Raw genomic sequence first — 19556 nt, 5'->3', positions numbered from 1 at the left:
TCCATCTGCGGTCCGTTGTGGCGCCGAGACAAAATTAAATGATTGATTTCGTTGAAGGGTGGGACTTCTGCCGGGCCCACCAGTATTTTCAAGGAGGGCTTGGCCCGCCCGTTCGCGCCTCGTCTTTTCGTCAACCAACGAAACAACCAATCCTACGTTCTTGCTCGGTGCCGAATGCGTTCCGATAGCGTTCGCTGCGGTACGCAGGGTGGGCCGGGTGGTGATACCATAGGTTTCGCGAAGCGTCATTTCGCTCATACCCAAGAAGCCCGCGGCTTCCCACATCGGTGCCGCCCGCTGCATCAGCCAAGTTGCCGCGGTATAGCCGGTAGGTGAGACGTGGATAGTCCGACCGCGGGCGAACTGGCTAGGGGTGGGCCTCAAGCAGTTCTTTGCGGGCGATCTGAGCGCCGTCGATCCCGGCATGGCTGACGCTGATTGGTGAGGTTATGCGCTTTTGAGATGGCTCGGGTACTACGACGGCGGATGCGGCCCGCAAGATCGTGGGGCATGCCAGCAAGGAAAAAACCTGCCAGCAGGTGTCTACGGGTCAGCATGCGCAGGTGACTTGCTGAGATTAGCTAGTTTCTGCGCGAGCAGGATGCTTTGGTGCTGCAGGGCCTCCTCGATCACGTCAAGCTTCGCGCGCATCAGGCGCAGCGCAGTGGCCGATGCCGGCCGGTGCGCCACATCGAGTAGCATCAGCCGAGTGGACATCGCCTGATATTGCGCGGCGAAGTCGGTCACCTCGGAGCGGTAGGTTCGCAAAGCGTCCGTCAGCGCAACGATCGCTTGATCGGTCGATTTCTGCTCATGTTTGATGCCCCCCCTAAATCACGGTCGGTGGATGCCTGCTCAGTACGCATACGACGAAGACCGCCTGATTGACGCATGCGCGCGGGCACGGCGAGTTCTATGATGGCGATGCGTGAAGGTCAGGCGGCTTGCTGATCGGTGGGGTTGTCGGCCTGACGCAGGAGCTTCCATTCCCAGGGCAGCAGCTCGTGCAGACGCGATGCGGGAAGATCGGCGATACGGGCGAGGATGTCGGCGAGCCAGGCTTTGGGATCGACGTCGTTCAGGCGACAGGTCGTGATCATCGTCAGCATGATGGCGGCGCGGTCGGCGCCACGCAGGCTGCCGGCGAAGGTCCAGTTGCGCCTCCCCAAGGCGATGCCGCGCAACGCTCTTTCAGCGGCGTTGTTGCTGAGGCAGATTCTGCCATCGTCGAGGAAGCGGGCAAAATCGTCCCAACGCCTGAGCAGGTAGTTCATGGGCTTCAGGACCTCGGAGGAGCGCGAGAGGGTTTCTCGCTCACGGAGCAGCCAGGCGTGCATATCGTCGAGCAGCGGCTTGCTCTGCTCCTGGCGCACGGCACGCCGCTCGTCGGCGCTGCGGCCGTTGATGGCGCGCTCGATCTCGAACAACGCATCGAGGCGTCTGACAGCCTCCAGTGCGATCGGGGAGACCGGTTTGCCCTTGCGGCCTTCCCTGGCATTTTTCTCGATGTCGGCCAGCTCGAAGAAGCCCCGTCGTGCATGGGCAAAGCAAAATGCCGGCGTAATCGGCCGCGCCTTCTTCTGCGGATCGAACAGCGGTTCGAACCCGCTGTAGCAATCGGCTTGCAGGATACCACCGAAGGCGACCAGATGCTTCTGGGGATGCTCGCCTCGTCGGTCGCTCGAGGCGTAATAGACCGCCGCCGGCGGCGCGGGCCCGGCGAAGGGCCGGTCATCCCGCACACAAGTCCAGATCCGTCCGGTGGTACACTTGCCCTTCGCCAGGATACGGATGGTGGTGTCATCGCCATGAAGGCGCTCGGCCGCGAGCACATGGCGTTCGATCAAATGGAAGAGCGGCATGACGGCGAAGGTGCCGTGGCCGACCTGGTCGGCCAGGGTCGACAACGACAGGTCGATCCCCTCGGCCTTGAATCGCGCACTCTGGCGGTTGAGCGGGATATGCATGCCGAACTTGTCGAACAGGATCGTCGCCAGCAATTGTGGGCCAATGAAGCCGCGCGGCGTGGTATGGAACGGTGCGGGCGGCTGGCTGATCTTCTCGCAATCACGGCAGGTGAACTTCTCGCGTACCGTCTCGATCAACTTGAAGCGGCGTGGGATCTCCTCCAGCGTCCTGGTCACATCCTCGCCGATCTTCGCCAGCCGCGATCCAACGCAGCAGGCACAGCTCGTTGGAGCCTCCATGACGACGCGCTCGCGTTCGATGTCATCCGGCCATGGCTTGCGCACCGGCCGCTTGCGCGTGAAGGAACGGACGTTCTGCGTCTTCGCCGCTGCGGCGTGCGCGGCAAGCTCATCCTCGCTCGCCGTGGTGGCGAGTTCTTCGAGCTCCAACTCCAGCTGCTCGAGCAGCCGTGCCGTGCGCTCGGAGCGCGGCCCGTACAGTTCGCGTTTGAGCTTCTCGATCCGCAGCTCGAGATGCGCGATTAGCGCCTCGTTGTCCGACAGCTCCGCCCGCGCACTGGCAGCCACCGCCTCGGCCTGCAGCCGCGCCTCACGCTCGGTCTGCAGCGCCGCCAGGGCACTTGCAAGGTCCGATGGAAGATCGTCCGGCTTCGATATCATGAAGCCAGTGAATCAGATCAAGCCGCAGATTCAAACCATAAAACGTTATCCGACCCGCGTCGGACGCTGGGTTTCTTGTGGGTTGCGCCAATCGATCCCGGACAACAGATAGCTCAACTGCGCCGGCGAGATCGTTACCGATTCACCGGCAACCGATGGCCAGATGAACCTGCCTCTCTCGAGCCTTTTGGTAAACAGGCATGCTCCCTGGCCATCGTGCCAGATCACCTTCACAAGATCGCTGCGGCGACCGCGGAAGACGAACAGATGACCGTTGAGCGGGTCTTTGTGCAGCACCTCCTGCACTTGGAGTGCCAACGACGGAAAACCTCTGCGCATATCGGTGTAGCCTGTCGCGAGCCACACTCGCGCGCCTGTCGGAACCGGGATCATCGGCGCACCAGGGCATCGAGAACGCGACGCAGCGCGTCTCCATCGACCTCGCCATCGACCCGGATGCGGTGTCCGCTACCAAGATCGATCTCGATGATGCCCTGGCTCTTCCGTCGACGCACCGGCGCCGTCGTCAATGGCACTTCGGCCACATCCCGCGGCCGCACAGACGGCCCAATCTCGACCGGCACGAACGGAGCTATACTCGTCTCACCGTGCTTGCAAAGCTCTTTGCGCCACCTGAACAGCTGGCTCACATGAAGGCCGGCCATGCGAGCCACCTCGGAAACAGTGGCTCCGGGCTCAAGCGATGCTGCAACCAGCCGTTCCTTCTCATCTCGCGACCACCGCCGCCGCCGCTCGACCGATGTGATCACCTCTGCCCGCGAAATCGTCATAGCGCTTCTCCTAGGATTACCCCTAGGACCTGCAGCGCTCGCCTCCGTCAAACAAGGCGGCCTTTGGCGGAGGGATACCCTGCTCATGTTTGACGGCCTCTAGATCACGGCCGGTAGATGCTTGCTGATGTTTGATGACCTCTAAAGCGCGGCCGATCGAAGCCTGCTGAAGTTTCATGGCCGTGAGTTCGTCACGCGCCTTGTTCTGACTGTAGACCACGCCGGCTGAAGCGGATTGTTGCGGACCTGTCCTTGGACAAGGCCAAGCTTCAGGATGTGCTCTCAAAAAAGCTTTGAAGCCTGGCCGCAAGCGAGAGCTTGTCGACAAAGTACGGAGTGACTGGAAGGTCTCGATCAGGCGGGCCTGTTCGACTCTTCGGATCGATCGCGCACTTTACGTCTACAAGTTCAAGCGTGGCGACCAGGCCGCTCTCAAGAGCCGGATCAAGGACATCTGCGAGACGCGGGTGAGATACGGATATCGCCGGGTCCACGTCCTGCTCCAACGTGACGGCTGGGCCATCAATGTCAAACGTGTCTATCGTCATTATAGGGAATTGAGCCTGCAATTGCGCAACAAAACGCCGAAGCGTCGCGTCAAGGTCAAGCTGCGTGAAGACAGGACGGAAGCAGGTCGGATCAATGAGGCCTGGGCAATGGACTTCGTTCATGACCAGCTCGCCACCGGCCGCAAGATCCGTGTGCTCACGATCGTCGACACGCTCAGTCGCTTCTCTCCAGCCGTCGATCCGCGCTTCAGCCATCGAGGCGGGGATGTCGTGCAGACTTTGGAACGCATCTGCAAGACCGTCGGCTACCCCAAGACGATCCGCGTCGACCTGGGATCGGAGTTCGTCTCCCGCGATCTTGATATCTGGGCCTACCAGAAGGGTGTCGTGCTGGATTTCTCGCGGCCGGGTAAGCCGACAGACAACAGCTTCATCGAATCCTTCAACGGCAAGTTCAGAAGCGAATGCCTGAACACGCACTGGTTCCTGAGCCTTGACGACGCACGGCAGAAAATGGAGGATTCACATAGCGCGATCGGCAACAAGGCGCCGATATCGCTGTTGAATGGCTCATCGGCACCCCCGCCGGCATGAGTCTACCCCCGGGAAATTCCAGCAATGGCTGGCCTAGTTTCCGGGAGCACTTCAGCGGCAAGCAGCCATCGACGTGTGGTGTGGGTCATTCTGGGGTGCGGCGTTCAGAACTACTGACGGCTCGGGACAATCCTATAGCCGACACAATCGCCGCGAGTAAGCCCCGCAGCGGTCTCCCGCCGGCGCAGACAGATCTCCCGACTTTCCGGTCCCGATTTTTTAGCGACCAAGAATCGCCGCGCAACGATTTCACGCATTTCCCACATAACGTGAAGGAAAACTTCTTGAAACGCATCATATGCGCGTTTTTTGCCGCGCTGATGCTCCTTGTCGCCGATTTGGCACATGCCGCAGCAAGTATCCGGGCGGCATTCCAATTATGGTTGATGATACTGATCCCGGTAGATGGCAGTCGCGATGATAATCAGCGCAGGAGGGCCTTCGTGCGCTGTCTTTCTGCGCCGCTTCTTCCGCGTTAAACGGGACCGTCATCTTTCTTGGATATTCGCGCTGGCCAATCTCGTGCAGCTCGCGGCCAACAGCCCAACTAAAGAGATTTGCACATGAGGTTTCACGGCGCTCATAGGTCTCCTGGCGTCTACCACGCTTGCCGTTGCATTTTTGTGGACTTCGCGGTGACAACATGCAGACGCGCTTCGTCATATTCGATCGTGGCTGTATGCACCTCCGAGGCGATAGGCTAACCGATTGATTTCTGAGGTATGTGATAATCACACGATCGAGGCCGATTACGGGATCGATCATTCGCAGCGTTGTTTGGCAAGCGGGTTGGGACACTTGATGCGAACGATTCTTATAGCTCTAAGTATTTGGTTGTTGATCAACGTCCTCTTTGTACTAGTCATGATTCCTCCGCGCAAACCACGGAAATCTAGCCGTCAGAACGGCACCGCCGGTAGGCTTTCACCCGCATTAATTAAGGAGAACGCCGAACCATCAAGCGAAGAGGATGATAGCTCTTCTCTTCGCCACGTTGTCATCGCGATCGGGCTGGGCGTCTTCTTTTCGCTGACGCCGCCTTTGCTTCAGGCTTACGATGCTATCAACGAGTTCGTTAACCGTCGCCGATCAAGACGAAACGCTTCGGCGACCCATCACAGCCTTGATCAGCACGCTGACGAAGTCTCCGATGTTGAGACCGGCCAGGACAAGAACCGTCGGTAGTCACCATTCGGGATGAATGTTCAATCCCATTAAGTCGTAGTCGGTCAGTGTTTCGCCGCCCGTGTCGCATTGGTGCTTTCCGGCGAATTGATCCACTTTTAGCAGTGGGCTCGGCGCGCGGCCGCCAGGAACCATGTCGGGGTAACGGTGCCGGGGGGCTCGACGGAGTCCGACTCCGCCGCGATCCAGCGCTACCTGGCGCATATGCGCCGCATTCTGTTGCCGAATGCGAGATAAGAGCAGCGAACATGACCTCAAGTTGAACCACACTACATGATCTTTAAGCGACTAATTTTGGGGCTTCAATATGAAGAGACTTCTGGGGCTTTTGCTGCTCGCCCAATCCTTCTTGCTTTCCGCCGAGGCCATGGCGCAGGGGCTTCCCGCTCCCTCATACTGGAAAAATGAACGAGGTTCGGAACTGCTTATTTGGTCCGCCAATAGCGGGACGATACAAGGGACTTTCACAAACCATGCTCAAGGGTTTGCGTGCCAGGGCATCCCGTATCCTGCAGCGGGATCCGTTAGTCCAACCGGCTTGTATTTTGTTGTTACCTTTGCCCAGTGCAATTCCTTTACCCGCTGGGTTGGAACAATTAAGGGGTCTCAGATGCCAACGTCTTGGACGCTGTTCTACGTTGATAACAAAGGCAAGCCTAGCAAGTTGAAGGGTGCGGATATATTCACGCGCGTATGGTAGTTTTCAATCTTCCTGCAAACGAAGCGACCTAAGATTTGAAGATCGCTCTCGCGACGTCTGCACTCCGAAGCGGCGTGTGACGCTGAGCCCGGCGCGCGCGGGCCCAGCGTCGCGCCGACGCGGCGGATTTCGGCCTATTCTCCGCCCTCGTAGAAGAGCTCGAGCGGCAGGTTGACCAGCACCGATCCAGTCCCGAGCAGTTGCATTCGGCGGTTCGGGTGGTAGACACTTCGCTAATACTTCGGTTCGAAGCGCGCTACTCTGCGCGTCATCCCTGAGCTCTAGGTTCATTCTCGAGGAGATCCTCAGCACGTGCCTTGGCGTCGTTTTCTCGGGATCATTTTATGTCACCTATTCAAGCGATTAAAGACTGGTACGTGTCCCTGGACAACGAACTTCAATCAGACATCGCGTACATGTTCGTATCTCTGACTCTCGGTGATCGCCAGTTTGCTCCCGCTGCCGCTGTCCGAAGACTGTTGCAATGGTTTGACGTGCGTAGTGAAGGCACGGAACACGAGGATGCTCTAGCAGCCGTTACGTTTCGGGCCTCATTCGAATACATCTTTGCTGAGCGCTTCACGGGCGCCGGGTGGATCTTTCCAGAGCAAACTTTCAAGGACGTGATCCGCGAGGCTGCTGAAGGTAAAGAGGCAAGCAAGATTGCGACGAGCGCATTCCGGTTACTGCGGAGCCTTCCGGACCGGAGAACGAAATGGAAAGAGGCAGGTGAGAACTGGAATGCCCTAGTCAACTCGACAATCAACGATGATGCGTTGAGGCAGTGGACACAAGATCAGTTCCTGGCGAGCGACTACGGGCCGGCGCAAGACTGAAAAAGCTCCTCACCTCCCGCAATCCTCGCGACGGTGCACTTGCCAGGCGATTCTGGCGCCATCGATGTTAGAACCTCCATCCTCAAACTTGCTTTGTTTGAGTAGGAGTCAAGCGCAAATGCTGTTCGGCTCTTCGCTCCGCGCAGCAATACCGTGTTCGGCAAGTCGTCTCGATATGAACTGGAGAGGTGAAGCCTATGCGACGTTGTTACCCCATCAGCCCTTTTGCTGGAATCGCGGACTGAGACGAGGCATAGGCGCCTGAAATGAGCTTGTAACAACAACATGCCCTTTTCTCGAGGCACTTGGGTTCATCAATCTCCAAGAGACCGCGCATCTTGCGGATCAGCCCTCGTTCTTCGAATCGGCTTAGAGTCTGCGTTACCCCAGCGCGACGAAGTCCCAAGACAGACGAAAGGTAGTCATGGGTAACTGGCAGCACACGAACGTCAGCAGCATCACTCGCCAAACAAAGCCAGCTCGCGAGCCTCTGTTCACGATCGTGCCGAACCCCGCACAATCCTGTCTGAACGCACTGAAATGTCAGCGCTTGAACGTACTCAAAGAGATGCTCTCGGATCTCAGGACGCTCTTCTACTAGCCGGCGCAATTCCTCAACACGGATCCTGTGCGCGCTTCCGGGAAAGAACACCACAGATTGATGCGTCGAAAGATGTCCTCCGCACAAGAACGAAGCACCGACCACACCCCGATATCCTATGACGGCCGTTTCAAGCATGCTCCCCGCCGCGACAACCCTTAGCGAGACGAGGCCCGACTCCACGAAGTAGACGTGCTCTACATGCCTTTTCGGCTCTTGCAGAACCATACGCTCTTTCAGGACGATCGGCTCAAGGCACTCCCCCAATGCTGCGAGGCCGTCCGGAGAAATTCTGGACAGGATAGCATTTCTGACAGGGGGCCGCGTATTAGGACGCAGGCTATCGAGCCGACGAAGCGTCGGCTGTGTGCCGGTAACTCCTGCGAGAGCGGGGTCACCCGAGCTGTCCCGCGGTTCAAGGACGGCTGGCACCCGATTGGTCATAGTGCAGTCCGTCTCATAGCGTGGATATCTGCTGGAAACGTAGCCAAATACCCATACGGATTCCTGTAATGTGCAGCGCGTTGAGCACAAATCCGGCCTTAAGACGGCGTCTTTGACGAATTTCAACGCCTGACGGGGACCGACCGGGGTGTGGAGCAACTCGCTTTGGACTCGTCGGCGCCGGAACGCCGTCAGACCAGCGCGCCACGCTGTTACCGCCTGGCCGGGGATTGCGAAGTCCGTTGCGTGAGACGAACACAGCACCACTAAGGCAACCGCGCCTCGCCAGAGAACATTTCAGATGTCAGGCGAGAGTTTAGTCATGCTCCCTCTATGCCGAAATTCATTGTGACCAACACGAGTTTTGCACTGATGTTCTCAAGACAATCAATCAACCTTTTCAACCGCTGATGCCATGAGGGAGCACCGTTTGTCTCGCCGCAGGGACACCTGGCGACGACTGGCAGTCCCCTCGCACCGCCAAAGCGCAAACATGCTGCGTGGACACAGCCGGCCGCCTGCCTCGCGTCAGTTTTCCTCTAATAATGATTGGAACCGAGGCGCAAAATAAAGATCAATCTGTCATAAGTGTCGCTAGTCCCGGGCTCCGGCGGTCCGCGGTAAGGTCGCATTTTTATAGAATTTAGCTTCAGTGAGGTCGGAATGAGAGAAAGGCTAATACCTTCACGCACAGGCAAGTTCGGTTTTCAGATGATAGCCGCAATAGTGGGAGGGCTCCTCGCTGGAGCCGCTCTAGGCGCCACCCCCTATGTAATTTCGCAAAAGGACCGAGAATTCAGACCCCAAGAAATCGTAATAAAGCGCGGCGAGACCCTACGGTTTATAAACGATGACGGTGAGCTCATGCACCACACCTATTTGAGCTCAGACACCTTCGAGTTCGATTCTGGCGATCAACAGCCAGGCAGCCAATTCGACGTCGTCTTTTCTGTGGCTGGTGACTACACTGTGTTGTGCGGCATTCATCCCAAGATGAAGCTTGGCGTGCACGTCAAAAAGTAGGGCCCTACAGAATTGAGGTGTTGAAGATCGCTGCATGACCGACATAGTAGGCGAACAGCGTAACCGTCAACGCCGCACATAGTCCGGCCGGAGCGAGCCAGGGAGCGCGATAGTCGGCTTCCCTCGGCTGATTATCGGAAAGTATCGCGACCAGTACGACGATGATCGCCGAGTGCCCGATCACATCAAGCTTGCCAAATTCGAAACACGCGCTGATGAACATTCCAAGCAGTATGGCAGCCGCAACGCGCCGGACCAAGGGCGTCCAAGCTAGGGCAAACGCGAGCGTGAATTCGATCATGCCAGCGGCGCGCATATAGAACTCACTATCGAACCCGAGCGTCATGCCGGGGTGCTCGATCAGAAGCGGGAAGCTCCATTCCGGGTAGGCCCACTTTTCCACCGAAGCCCACATCAACGTGACGGCGGTTGCGTAGCGCACGACATCGAGTGGCGGAACGCCGAACAGATCTTTTTGCAAGCCCGCGAGGGCGAGGTAGGCCGCAAGGCCCAAAAAGATCGGATAATCGGCCAGATGAAACGTGCCGTAATCTCGAACGGCGAGCCCGAACAGAACGACAATTCCCGCCGCGGAGAAGGGCATCGTGCGGCGCGACAGCAGGCCTGCTGCGATGGCGAGTTGCAAAGGCCCAACCATTGACGAAGTCGTTTTCAATTCCGGGGTCAGCAAGATACCGCCCACCGCCCAAAGCGAGATGAAGAAAAATCCGCAGACAGCCCGGATGATTTCCTCAGTGTGTAGTCGCAATCCGTCCGTGAAGCGGTTGAGGGAGCGGGCCGCCAGCTCACCCAAAGACGTCCGTTCAACCATGCAGCCGGAAAAAAACCAGAGCAGGGCAAGAGCCAACAGCAGTTCAAAATCCTGGCACAGTACGTTTTCGAGGCTTCGGGGCTGGCCGGCAGCGTCATAGGCACAGAACCATTTGACATGGGCACTGGCACCTTGTGTCCCCAAGAACCAGAAAGAAAGTGCCACGATGGACCTTGCAAAAAGGGAGCTTCTCCGGAATGCCGCAAAGGCATCCCGCGTCGGAGACCTGAACATAAAAAACCACCCCTTTTGGAAAAGCGCCCGCCTCTGACGATTTGTTCAACTTAGCACAAATCTTAAGGATGTGACGACGCTCGCATCCGAAGGTTGTTTGCTGGGTTAATGGGGACACGCCGGCAAGGATTTGTGCGGCGAGACTATCGCGCACGTCCCTTCAATTTTACAGATTTTGACGACGGGCCTTCAATGCAAGTGTCGTACTGAATGTCAGACAAAAAACGGATGTCCGGAGTAGTCCATGTTTGGTGCGTTTCGTACGAAGAGGGTGCCCGTCGGCTCGGCGCTGGCCCGCACCGCAATGAGACTCACAGCATGCAGTGAAACCCTGGAGACGTGGGCGGGCGGTTTCCTCATCCTCGTGTTGGGCTTGCTGGGAGCGGCATTGCCGCACTTCCCCTGAGAGCCTCCCCGACCGCGCGATCGGGGTACCGGTCATCGCGCCAACCTGGGAAAAGTCGTATCCGTCGAGGATGCGGTGAGCGTCTGAAGAAAAGCGATCAGATCCGCCTTTTCGCTTTCCGTCAGAGATAGAGGCTTTATTGAAGGCGAGCGGCTCGGACGGTCGATCCCACCCTTGTCATAGAGTTCGATGACCTCTTCGAGGGTTGCGACCGATCCATCATGCATGTAGGGAGCACGCCGCGCGACATCGCGCAGTGTCGGCGTTTTGAATGCGTACCGCAGCTTTTGCGACGTCGGAAAAAGCCGACCGCGTCCAACGTCGTCGTTCCTTGCGACGCCAATATCGTGAAACGATCCGTCAGTGAACGATGGTCCACTGTGGCAGTTTGAGCAATGGGCTTTGCCGTTGAAAATCTCAAAGCCGCGTTTTGCCGCGGCGCTGACGGATGTCGCGTCTCCCATGATCCACCGGTCGAATGGCGCTTCGCCAGCCACGATGGCTCGTTCAAAAGTCGCCAACGCGGCTTCGATCCTGGGTCGCGTGATCGCACCGTCCCCGAATGCGACTGCGAATGCATCAGCATAGGCCGGGATAGCGGAGAGACGCGCGATCAATTCTGATTCCGTCAAATTCATGTTGGCCCGGCCTGTGATCGGCCCGAACGTGACGGCTTCGAGAGTCTTGAATTTGCCGTCCCACCCCAACGGTTCGGTGAACGCCACGTCGATCAGGGTCGGCGCACGCAATGGCAGGCCGCTGGGATCCTCGCCGACCGCACGCGCGAGGCCATCACCCCAGGAAAGCGACGGATTGTGGCACGTCGCGCAGGAACGGGTGCGGGACTTCGAGAGCAGCGCATCGAAGAAGAGTCTTTCCCCGAGAGCAGCTTTCGGCACCGTGTAGGGATTACGATCGGGATAAGGGATCGCCGCCGGCCGACGATAGCTGGCGCGCGCCGTGGCATCCGCTGATGTCTCCGCCGCTGCCGAGGCAAAAGGTTGGCCCAGCGGAAAAAGGGCCGCGAGCAAAGCTAAGCTGACCCAGATCCTCATCGGCTCCTCGACGATATAGTGCTCCTATATGGCAACCCCGGAAAAAAAGCCTTAATAGCAAGTATCGGATGCTGCCGATTAATCGAAATCTCCTTCAGAGAACCCTTGCGCCTCCATGACTGGGGCGCGCCAACAATTGATGAAGTGGGCCCGTGTGACATTATAATGGAAGCCCTCGATGAGTTTCATTTCAGAGCGCTCAACAAAACCGTAGGCAGGAGCTGCGGCGCGCTGATAGCGTCGTTGATTATGATCGCGCCCGACGATCGGAACCTTTGTGGCTCGGTTGCTAACATGTCGACGCACCATGTGGATCCTGAACGCATTGAAACCCAACGGCGAGAGCGAACTCAGGACCGAACAACACTCAGGAAAGTCCTGGTTCGTCTTAGCCGGTCATCGCACCGCTTAACTGACGTCTCGCGAGGCCGCCTCTCAGATTCAGGATCGTTGATGCTATCTCGGTAGCAGGGACCGGGCGGCTGAATAGGAATCCCTGCGCCTCGTTGCACCCTTCCGCCCTTATTTGATCCAACTGTTCAATCGTCTCGACCCCCTCCGCCGTTATTGTTATGCCAAGGCTTTTTCCAAGGCTGGTAATGGCTCTTACGATTAATTTAGATCCATTTGTCGCTGTTGCATCACGGACGAATGACTGATCGATCTTGAGCTTGTCAAAGGGGAAGCTGCGCAGATAGCTCAGCGAGGAGTATCCAGTACCAAAATCATCTAAGGCGATGCTCAGCCCCTGCGCCTTCAGCTTGTGCAGTGTTGCAACCGTCTCGGCGCTGTTTCCAAGGAGAACAGACTCCGTGATTTCCAATTCGAGCCGGTGCGGGGCCAGCGTTGAAGCATCAAGCGCGTTGGCGATAACCTCTGCAAATCTTGGATCCCGAATCTGAGTCGCCGAGACATTGACGGCAATCTTGAGCTCGCTCGGCCAACCGGCCGCCTGCTCGCAGGCGCGGTTGAGAACCCACTCACCCAGTGGAGTGATGAGACCGATGTCTTCTGCAATGGGAATGAATTGGTCGGGTGGCACCAGGCCACGCTTCGGATGAGGCCAGCGCAATAATGCTTCGAAGCCGCTGATCCGGTCCATCCGCAGGTCATAAATGGGTTGATAGAACAGAGTGAACTCGTCCTTGTCCATGGCCTCGCGAAGATCGAGTTCGAGCGCGCGGCGGCTCTGCAAACTTGCGTCCATCGCCGGCTCGAAAAACCGCCATGTTCCCCTGCCCCCGGCCTTGGATCGGTACAAGGCCATGTCCGCATTTTTCAGGAGCATTTCCCGTGTCATGCCGTCACCGGGCGCGAGCGCAATTCCGACGCTGCACCCGACGATAACGCGATGCCCATTTAGCTCATAAGGAGCTCCGATACATTCCACCACGCGGCGGGCGAGACGTTCGGCGTCTGCAGCGTTTTGGACATCAGATTGTATGATCGCAAACTCATCGCCCCCCAACCGGGCGACGGTATCAATCTCGCGGACACACGCGCTCAGTCGGTCGGCGACCGCGCAAAGCAACCCATCACCCACCGGGTGGCCCAAGGTGTCATTGATCTGTTTGAAATTATCCAGATCCAGGCAGAACACCGCAAAGCCGGAACCCCGGCCGGCCTCCGCGACGGCGTGTTCAATGCGCTCGGCGAACAATGAGCGGTTAGGTAGTCGGGTCAGATCATCATGCCGCGCCATGAAGGTAATCTGAGATTGGGCTCTCTGTTGTTCGGTCACATCTTCGCAACTGACGAGTAAGCCGCCATCAGAAGTGGAGCGATGGCCAATAGAGATGACGCGTCCGTCGTTAAGGCGCTGGAGGTAGTTGCCGCTCTCGTGGCGAGGCAAAATTTTCTCCCGCTCCGCCAGCAGATCGGGCACCGTCTGGCCGCCATGACTTCCAGCCGCAACACTCAGACCGAGCACTTCCTCGAAAGTCATGCCCGGAGCAACGAGCTCAGGCGAAAGATCAAAGATCTCACAGAAGCGTCGGTTTACGACCTGCAGCCGTGCCTCGCTATCGTAGAGGCAGAGGCCCTGAGACATGTGTGACAGCGCCGCATCCAGTCTCAGATTCGTCGCATGCAACTCGGCTTCCTGACGCTTCAAGCTGGTGATATCGCTATAAACGAGGATAACACCCCCCTCTTGGGTCGGACTGCGGCTAACTCGCAGCCACCGTCCATCTGGGAGTCGGGCTTCGCTCGCCGATCCTTCGACGTCGCGAGAGACCTTTCGTTGCGTAATTTCGGCTCCGGTTGATTCATCGCTTGGCACCTGCTCTACTCGAAAAGGATCCGGATGAACAAGCTGCGAAGAGCAGCCGATGAATTCGCTGGCTCGGGAATTGACCAATGCTATCTGTCCGCTCGCGTCCAGGAGCACGATGCCTTCTCGAGAATTTTCAAGCGCATCGGAAAGCCGCGCTTGCGCGGAGCGACGTTGCGCCACCTCTCGGTCGACCATCTTCCTGATGTTGTCCCGCATCTTCCTCATGGCCGCGAGTAGCGAACCCAACTCGTCACTGCTGCCTCTGGGAATGTCCGCGTTCAAGTCGCCATCGGCAATACTCCTTGCCGCTTTCGACGCAATGGCGACAGGCCCGATAATCCGCCGTGCCAGCAACCACGAAAAAAGCCCGGACAGAAGGAGCGCAACGGTCAGCGCCACCACATTCAGTTGCAGATCCCGTTTGATCGCGGCAAGGGCTCGCTGACGGAATAGAAAACCATCCCCGGCCGTATAGTTCACCAGCAACTCAATCTGCTGATTTACGACGTTTGAGAGCTGGTCAACGTCGTCGATTTCCCGAGCGCTCGCTGCATTATTCCCGGTGCCATCAGCTTGAAAGCGACGGCGATGAATCGCGACCCAGGCGTTTGCAGCTTCTTTAACTTTGGCGGCTGCCTTCGCAGCTCGCGCTGATTGCGACCTTTCAGCTGCAATAGTGACATCTTCCGAAAGCGTCTTCGCCAGCTTGTCGATTTCATCATCTAGTCGAGGACGGGCCGACGGCTGCCTTGTGACGTGTGAAGATGCCACGCGCATCGCGGCAAAATCGGCACCAGCCGCACGTGCGTAGTTGATCGACATCAAGGACTCATCGAAAGTCCGCGCAACCAGGTCGCCTGCGTGCCGGATACCAAGGACGGAATACCCTCCGAGGCTCACTGCGATCGCGCTCATCGCAAGACAAAAGCACAAGATTGCAGTTCGGATCGACCCTCGAGCCGAGACAAAGCGCGAGAAACAGGCCGTTACGGACTGAAATGCCTCAAGGACCACTTTCGATTGATTGGCAAATCTGCCGACGACCAAAAGACTCATCCAGGTGTCTTTCGCTAAAACAAGAATTTCCGAGCAGCAGCATCGAGACGATCCGTTCACCCCCTCGCCGCACCAATTCTCAAGTTCCGCCGAATTCAGAGGACTAGCTCGCCTCTGACTAGAGCCGTTCTTGCACATGCGGTGGAGAAAAGAAGCCGCCAAGGGAGGCGGCTTTTGATTATTTCAGAGAGCTGCTGATCGAAGCGAATTTCGCATTGAGTTTAGTGCCTAGCCCATTCACGACCGCTATGATTGCAAGCGAAATACCCGCCGCTATCAGCCCATATTCTATGGCCGTAGCCCCGGACTCATCGCGTAAAAAGTGTACTAGCGTTTTCACAGTGCGTGCCCTTCCAAGGTCTAACGCTCGGGATTTACCGGCAATTTGTTAAAGCCGGCAGAATCTCATTCGAGAATCCGTTTGGTGTGGCGCCAAAACTTTGTACGGAACGTACAAATGCGCGCACACTTTGCAAAGTCGCGGTGAACCTCTCGTCGTCCAGTTACTAGTCTCAGGCGGGTGCAGGTGGCGATCTCGGCGTTGGCGATCAACATCTCGCCCGAGGAGTATCGCGCCGAACACGGCCGCGCGGTCGGATGCCCGGTCGAGGATAGGCCCCTGCTGGCCTTCTAAGGATTTCCCGCAGAGTATCGGGATCATCGTGTGCTCTCACAATATCTCCGGGAGAACGGTTCGGGATAGTTCGGCAGTGGTCATAAACCTGCACGCTAGGGAGTTTGGGCTCCGCCACCTGCATGACCAGGTCACCCCCGCATGGTTGACGGAACACTCGATCAACCGTCCTCGTGAAGTGCTGCCGTGGAAAGCTCGGGAAATCTTGTCAGAGCTGCGCGACGTGCAGGGACCGGACGCTTGCTCGCCGGCGAGTAACACTCGGGCGAGAAACAGCGTCCCGGCGGTTCGTCTTCACCAGATCGCTCGGCTTCCTTTGGATCAGAGACGCCGCCGCCACCGTGCATTCATGGCCGGACGACCGGATCAGGCGATAATTGCAATAGGCAGCCGAACAGGCCCGTAGCAGATTGCAGGTGGTCAAACCGGCCGGCGATCCGCTTTATGATGGCACATGTTGGTCGCCGAAGCGTCGACTTCATCGAGGAAGTGAACTTCTCTTATCGCCAGCTTCCGCAATCGCGACAACGTTTCTCAGCTTGGCTACATCGATCCGACAAGTCCTTCCCCAATCTGCCACTCCGTCTTTACAGATCGAGACCAGCTTTGATGGAGTGATCAGTACGTCGCGAGAAGGGCTAAGCGATCGACCATTTTTGTGGTTTCGGCCTGCTGCGCAGTTGCGTCTCTGTTATCGGCAGGAAGGCGCCCGTCTGAACGGTTGCCGATGTTGCCTGACAGTCGACCGTTTGCCCCGCTGCCACTCGCGCCAACTGCCGAATGTCAAACAAGCCTGCAGATCAGCAAACTATGCCGACCCACTGACGAAGCTAGCTGCAAGCGCAAGAATCCGAGGCCAATGTAATGAATACTTAAGCGCTGGGCTGGGTTGAATGGCGCCTCCGGGTTTCAATCGAGCGCAGCTCGGCGAGCGCGCTCACAGTGTTAGAATGATTAGGTATTGCTCGCTCGAAAGCTCGAGAATAATCGTCAAGCGGAGCTTCGCCACTATTCAGGAACAAACAATCTCGATGCACACCCCACACACCTCTCGTTAATGACGTCGCGTTTGCGATCGCAACTGATGCCCAATAAGGTTCTAGATTTGATCAATACGTTTTCAAGGTTCTGCTGCGCCGGGCTTGGAAGTGTCCGCCCCTCCGAGATGGAAGCACCAAAGCGATAGAGGCCTTGATAGCATCCCGCATGCGAATTAGGCGCAGCACAGCGTTAAAGTAGATTTCCGGTGTCGAGGCAATTTTGCAATAGGTCTCATTCAATATCCTGAAAAGGGCCAAGGGCGGGATTCCGAGCTTCTAATGGGGGAGAATGCGATGCGACCGCTGCGTAAAGCACGAGAGTCATAGCCGAGCGGACGATATTTTGTACATAACGTTCAAATCTGCGGCCGAAGCAACACGCTCGGGCGAGTAACGGGATCGTTCGTACGTCCCGTGCTGTGTTTGTCGCCACCGCCCTGATTTGGCTATTAATGGTTGGCGAGCACAGGGAAACTCTTCGTTCGTACTCACTTGCTCAGAAAAGGTTCGATATGAATCATGACGACAACGGAAATCGCCATGAAGTATCGGTGATGACGGACGAACAGCTCGTGCTGGAGCACTGCAAGCAACAGATTGCTCGTCTCAAACAGCTGGTTATTCGCCTTTCTGAAATTGCGTTGCGCAACGTCGTAAGAGCCGCCGAGGACCGAAAATCGGAACGCGCGTGAGTCTCCCCCGGAGGGAAACGAACGTTGCGCCGTAGCGCGCTGTTCTTTACAGCGCGGCTCCCGCCGGGGGCAGGGAGCAGCCTCGCCCCTATCTCCATAGGGGCGAGGCTCCTATTTTATAGCCGGAACTTTGAGGGTTCAGACCGGCATCGAGCTTGGCGTATCGCGCGGCCTTCAGGCGCCGCGGGGAGGTTGGGATGCTGGTGGTGGAGACGATTGCGAAGATCCATCGCAGAAGCATATGGGCCGAATGAACGCCGGCGTGCATCCAACCGGCGACGAGCACCCTCTGTGTGTTCGGCGGCCTGGGCCCGTCTCGAAAGTGAGCACAACTTCACGGTCGGCCAAGCGCAACGTCTGGGAAACGCTCTTCGCCCGACGCGTGGATATTCCTTCGCATCGACAGCGATCACGCGCGACGTGCCGAGCACATTCTTGCGAGAGCAGTGGCTCGCATTTGCGACGGCAACGCCAGCAAGCAGTGCCGTCGCCGCGCCGGCGAGTTGTGAGGCCCATTGGTGCAGGCCTAGTCTACCAGCGCAACGGAGAAAAGCGGCGCGCCTATTTTGTACCAAGGGAAGCTGTCTCGCTCCTCTCAATGGGGCGCGAAGTGGATTTCGATTCTGACCGCAACCGGATGGGCGGGCCGGCATTGGGCGAAATGTCGTTTACTCAAGAGTACTTTCGCCGGCTGGCTCGGGAATGTGAGCTGCCCGCGCGCTTTTTCGCGCTGCTTGACGGCGACGCCTCAGAGTACGCCCCCGAGGAAGCCGAGCAGGAGTGTTGCCGGAAACACTCTGCGTCCGCAACGGCTCCCACCTCTCCAGATCGGCGTGGATAACCAGGTCACGTGGCCCAAGGAGGAAGCGCTTATCACCTTTGAACAATACCGCCTGCTCCTCATGCCCAAGACCAAGGATCACTTGCAGTCCGTCCACATCGACCTGACGGCCAACTGTCTCGACGAACGCGGCGCCTTGACGGTCGTCTCTCCTTCTCAGCTGCACCGGCTCGATGCCGGAGGCAATCTCGATCACCGGCTGGTAGCGCTTGGCGGAAGCGCTGAAATATATCACGCCCGAACGCCGCCGCTGAAACAACTGCACGTCGCTCGAGCCCTGCGGCGTCGAGATTTTGACTTTGTGCTCGCGGTTGGTGAAGCCGAACACGCCCAAGGTTTCCGAATCCACTCCTGGCGCTGCTGCACAAACCAGCTCTAGCCAAGCGCGGCCCCTTGGTCATTGCGTAGCTCGATTACGTCGGGGTCAGCTTGTGGCGGTCGCCGTTCCAGATCGTTATCGCTTCCTCGGGCGTGCCGACCGCCTTGGTCGAGACCTCCATGCCGTAGGGTTCGCTCGCAACGAAGGCGCCTGCTCGCATCCTCCTGGATCAGGACCGGGTAGCACTTGGCAATCAAGCACCTCCGGATCGGACGCCCCCGATTTCGTGTTGCTCTCACTGGTATTCGGATCAACTGCCATTCTGTAGTCTGCCTCAAGCAGCTCCACTAGCCGCTCGATGCGAGCGATCCGGAATGGCTGGGACGGCTTTGTCATCAGGGCAGGCCCCTCGGATCGAATGCGAAGAATCCAATGATGAAGATGACGAGCGTGCGAGGAGTGGCGTTCATGCGCCGGGCTGTCGGTCCTCCGCCGAATGCCAGTCCGCGCCGTGGAGGCGGATCATCTCGCGACGGGACCGCTCGATGAAGACGCGCTCAACGCAAAAGCCGGCGGTGACTGAAGCCGCCAGCGCAAGGCCGCAGGCGATATAATCATTCATGAAATTCCAAAACATGTTGCTGCCGGCGACGCCGACAAAAGTAAGTGCCATGACGGTATTGCGAATTGCCTTAACCACGTTGTTTCCCCAGCCGGTCGGCGAGGCACTTTAGCATTGCAACCATGACGCTTAGCAGCGTTTGATGGTTGTGATCCGCCGTCTTTCTGCTCAATCAGCTTGGGTCCGGCCGTGTTGTCGCGCCCCGTGGAACCCGATCGATACCGTATCTGCTCTGTGCCATGAAACGTGGTGACGATTTGGCAGACAGCCTTCGCCAGC

At 57.8% G+C, this 19556-nt stretch carries 18 protein-coding genes and 1 pseudogene; 7 read left to right on the top strand and 12 right to left on the bottom strand.

Annotated features, from left to right (window positions below; genetic code table 11):
* Nucleotides 1-543 precede the first annotated feature (543 nt).
* The 4 genes from AB7008_RS06525 to tnpA all read right to left on the bottom strand — a co-directional run bounded on the left by AB7008_RS06525 (nt 544) and on the right by tnpA (nt 3379).
* Nucleotides 544-747, bottom strand: coding sequence for a hypothetical protein (locus tag AB7008_RS06525; protein WP_038936777.1), 204 nt, complete (start codon nt 745-747; stop codon nt 544-546).
* A gap of 188 nt (nt 748-935) precedes the next feature.
* Nucleotides 936-2588, bottom strand: coding sequence for an IS66 family transposase (gene tnpC / locus AB7008_RS06520; protein ID WP_441258647.1), 1653 nt, complete (start codon nt 2586-2588; stop codon nt 936-938).
* A 45-nt stretch (nt 2589-2633) separates the two neighbouring features.
* Nucleotides 2634-2981, bottom strand: coding sequence for an IS66 family insertion sequence element accessory protein TnpB (gene tnpB, locus AB7008_RS06515; protein WP_038936775.1), 348 nt, complete (start codon nt 2979-2981; stop codon nt 2634-2636).
* Nucleotides 2978-3379, bottom strand: coding sequence for an IS66-like element accessory protein TnpA (tnpA, locus tag AB7008_RS06510; RefSeq protein ID WP_212477285.1), 402 nt, complete (start codon nt 3377-3379; stop codon nt 2978-2980). Before tnpA ends, tnpB begins: the two co-directional genes overlap by 4 nt.
* A gap of 222 nt (nt 3380-3601) precedes the next feature.
* On the opposite strand from tnpA, the pseudogene AB7008_RS06505 reads away from it, so the two are divergent.
* The 5 genes and pseudogenes from AB7008_RS06505 to AB7008_RS06485 all read left to right on the top strand — a co-directional run.
* Nucleotides 3602-4482 (top strand): annotated as a pseudogene (locus tag AB7008_RS06505) (IS3 family transposase); the annotation flags it as partial.
* A 284-nt stretch (nt 4483-4766) separates the two neighbouring features.
* On the top strand, nt 4767-4961 hold the full coding sequence (locus AB7008_RS06500; protein ID WP_014498117.1) for a hypothetical protein: 195 nt from the start codon (nt 4767-4769) through the stop codon (nt 4959-4961).
* A 229-nt stretch (nt 4962-5190) separates the two neighbouring features.
* Nucleotides 5191-5667 (top strand): hypothetical protein, encoded by a 477-nt coding sequence (locus tag AB7008_RS06495; protein ID WP_225895088.1) that lies wholly within the window; start codon nt 5191-5193, stop codon nt 5665-5667.
* Between the two features lie 307 nt (nt 5668-5974).
* The gene (locus AB7008_RS06490; protein ID WP_080588743.1) at nt 5975-6367 is read left to right on the top strand and encodes an avidin/streptavidin family protein; all 393 of its coding nucleotides are present in this window, start codon (nt 5975-5977) and stop codon (nt 6365-6367) included.
* A 344-nt stretch (nt 6368-6711) separates the two neighbouring features.
* Nucleotides 6712-7203 carry a hypothetical protein gene (locus tag AB7008_RS06485; protein ID WP_014498119.1) on the top strand — a complete coding sequence of 164 codons (492 nt, stop codon included), beginning with the start codon at nt 6712-6714 and terminating at the stop codon, nt 7201-7203.
* A 208-nt stretch (nt 7204-7411) separates the two neighbouring features.
* Here AB7008_RS06485 and AB7008_RS06480 read toward each other — a convergent pair whose 3' ends face one another.
* A complete protein-coding gene (locus AB7008_RS06480) occupies nt 7412-7942 on the bottom strand; it encodes a Crp/Fnr family transcriptional regulator (RefSeq protein ID WP_244433087.1) in 531 nt (176 codons plus the stop codon).
* Between the two features lie 969 nt (nt 7943-8911).
* Between AB7008_RS06480 and AB7008_RS06475 the strand changes: the two genes are divergently transcribed.
* Nucleotides 8912-9271 (top strand): methylamine utilization protein, encoded by a 360-nt coding sequence (locus AB7008_RS06475; protein WP_014498121.1) that lies wholly within the window; start codon nt 8912-8914, stop codon nt 9269-9271.
* 4 nt (nt 9272-9275) lie between these two features.
* On the opposite strand, the gene AB7008_RS06470 is transcribed toward AB7008_RS06475, so the two are convergent.
* From AB7008_RS06470 to AB7008_RS06455, 4 genes are all read right to left on the bottom strand, one after another.
* On the bottom strand, nt 9276-10268 hold the full coding sequence (locus AB7008_RS06470; RefSeq protein WP_038936768.1) for a hypothetical protein: 993 nt from the start codon (nt 10266-10268) through the stop codon (nt 9276-9278).
* Between the two features lie 507 nt (nt 10269-10775).
* A complete protein-coding gene (locus tag AB7008_RS06465) occupies nt 10776-11798 on the bottom strand; it encodes a cytochrome-c peroxidase (protein WP_038936767.1) in 1023 nt (340 codons plus the stop codon).
* Between the two features lie 388 nt (nt 11799-12186).
* Nucleotides 12187-14895: an EAL domain-containing protein gene (locus tag AB7008_RS06460; protein WP_244433086.1), complete on the bottom strand. Its 2709-nt coding sequence runs from the start codon at nt 14893-14895 to the stop codon at nt 12187-12189.
* A gap of 412 nt (nt 14896-15307) precedes the next feature.
* A complete protein-coding gene (locus AB7008_RS06455) occupies nt 15308-15469 on the bottom strand; it encodes a Flp family type IVb pilin (protein WP_080588741.1) in 162 nt (53 codons plus the stop codon).
* Nucleotides 15470-17315: 1846 nt separating this feature from the next.
* Here AB7008_RS06455 and AB7008_RS06450 point away from each other — a divergent pair.
* A complete protein-coding gene (locus AB7008_RS06450; RefSeq protein ID WP_038936765.1) occupies nt 17316-17495 on the top strand; it encodes a hypothetical protein in 180 nt (59 codons plus the stop codon).
* A gap of 668 nt (nt 17496-18163) precedes the next feature.
* Here the strand turns inward: AB7008_RS06450 and AB7008_RS06445 are convergent.
* From AB7008_RS06445 to AB7008_RS06435, 3 genes are all read right to left on the bottom strand, one after another.
* The gene (locus tag AB7008_RS06445; RefSeq protein ID WP_162131494.1) at nt 18164-18685 is read right to left on the bottom strand and encodes a hypothetical protein; all 522 of its coding nucleotides are present in this window, start codon (nt 18683-18685) and stop codon (nt 18164-18166) included.
* Between the two features lie 64 nt (nt 18686-18749).
* Entirely contained in the window at nt 18750-18875 is a 126-nt protein-coding gene (locus tag AB7008_RS06440; RefSeq protein WP_018646717.1) for a hypothetical protein, read from the bottom strand.
* A 246-nt stretch (nt 18876-19121) separates the two neighbouring features.
* Nucleotides 19122-19355, bottom strand: coding sequence for a hypothetical protein (locus tag AB7008_RS06435; protein WP_011084363.1), 234 nt, complete (start codon nt 19353-19355; stop codon nt 19122-19124).
* Nucleotides 19356-19556: the final 201 nt, after the last annotated feature.

This window comes from Bradyrhizobium sp. 521_C7_N1_3, assembly GCF_052075975.1.
GTDB lineage: Bacteria > Pseudomonadota > Alphaproteobacteria > Rhizobiales > Xanthobacteraceae > Bradyrhizobium > Bradyrhizobium japonicum.
Note: the sequence above shows the minus strand (reverse complement) of the source record. Positions and strands in the feature narration are given on the sequence as shown.

What these genes read in the sequence shown, in the direction of transcription:
- tnpC (WP_441258647.1), bottom strand. Translation starts at nt 2,588, where the DNA reads ATGATATCGAAGCCGGACGATCTTCCATCGGACCTTGCAAGTGCCCTG.
- tnpB (WP_038936775.1), bottom strand. Translation starts at nt 2,981, where the DNA reads ATGATCCCGGTTCCGACAGGCGCGCGAGTGTGGCTCGCGACAGGCTAC.
- tnpA (WP_212477285.1), bottom strand. Translation starts at nt 3,379, where the DNA reads ATGACGATTTCGCGGGCAGAGGTGATCACATCGGTCGAGCGGCGGCGG.
- AB7008_RS06490 (WP_080588743.1), top strand. Translation starts at nt 5,975, where the DNA reads ATGAAGAGACTTCTGGGGCTTTTGCTGCTCGCCCAATCCTTCTTGCTT.
- AB7008_RS06485 (WP_014498119.1), top strand. Translation starts at nt 6,712, where the DNA reads ATGTCACCTATTCAAGCGATTAAAGACTGGTACGTGTCCCTGGACAAC.
- AB7008_RS06480 (WP_244433087.1), bottom strand. Translation starts at nt 7,942, where the DNA reads ATGCTTGAAACGGCCGTCATAGGATATCGGGGTGTGGTCGGTGCTTCG.
- AB7008_RS06475 (WP_014498121.1), top strand. Translation starts at nt 8,912, where the DNA reads ATGAGAGAAAGGCTAATACCTTCACGCACAGGCAAGTTCGGTTTTCAG.
- AB7008_RS06465 (WP_038936767.1), bottom strand. Translation starts at nt 11,798, where the DNA reads ATGAGGATCTGGGTCAGCTTAGCTTTGCTCGCGGCCCTTTTTCCGCTG.
- AB7008_RS06460 (WP_244433086.1), bottom strand. Translation starts at nt 14,895, where the DNA reads ATGTCGATCAACTACGCACGTGCGGCTGGTGCCGATTTTGCCGCGATG.
- AB7008_RS06450 (WP_038936765.1), top strand. Translation starts at nt 17,316, where the DNA reads ATGAATCATGACGACAACGGAAATCGCCATGAAGTATCGGTGATGACG.
- AB7008_RS06440 (WP_018646717.1), bottom strand. Translation starts at nt 18,875, where the DNA reads ATGCGAGCAGGCGCCTTCGTTGCGAGCGAACCCTACGGCATGGAGGTC.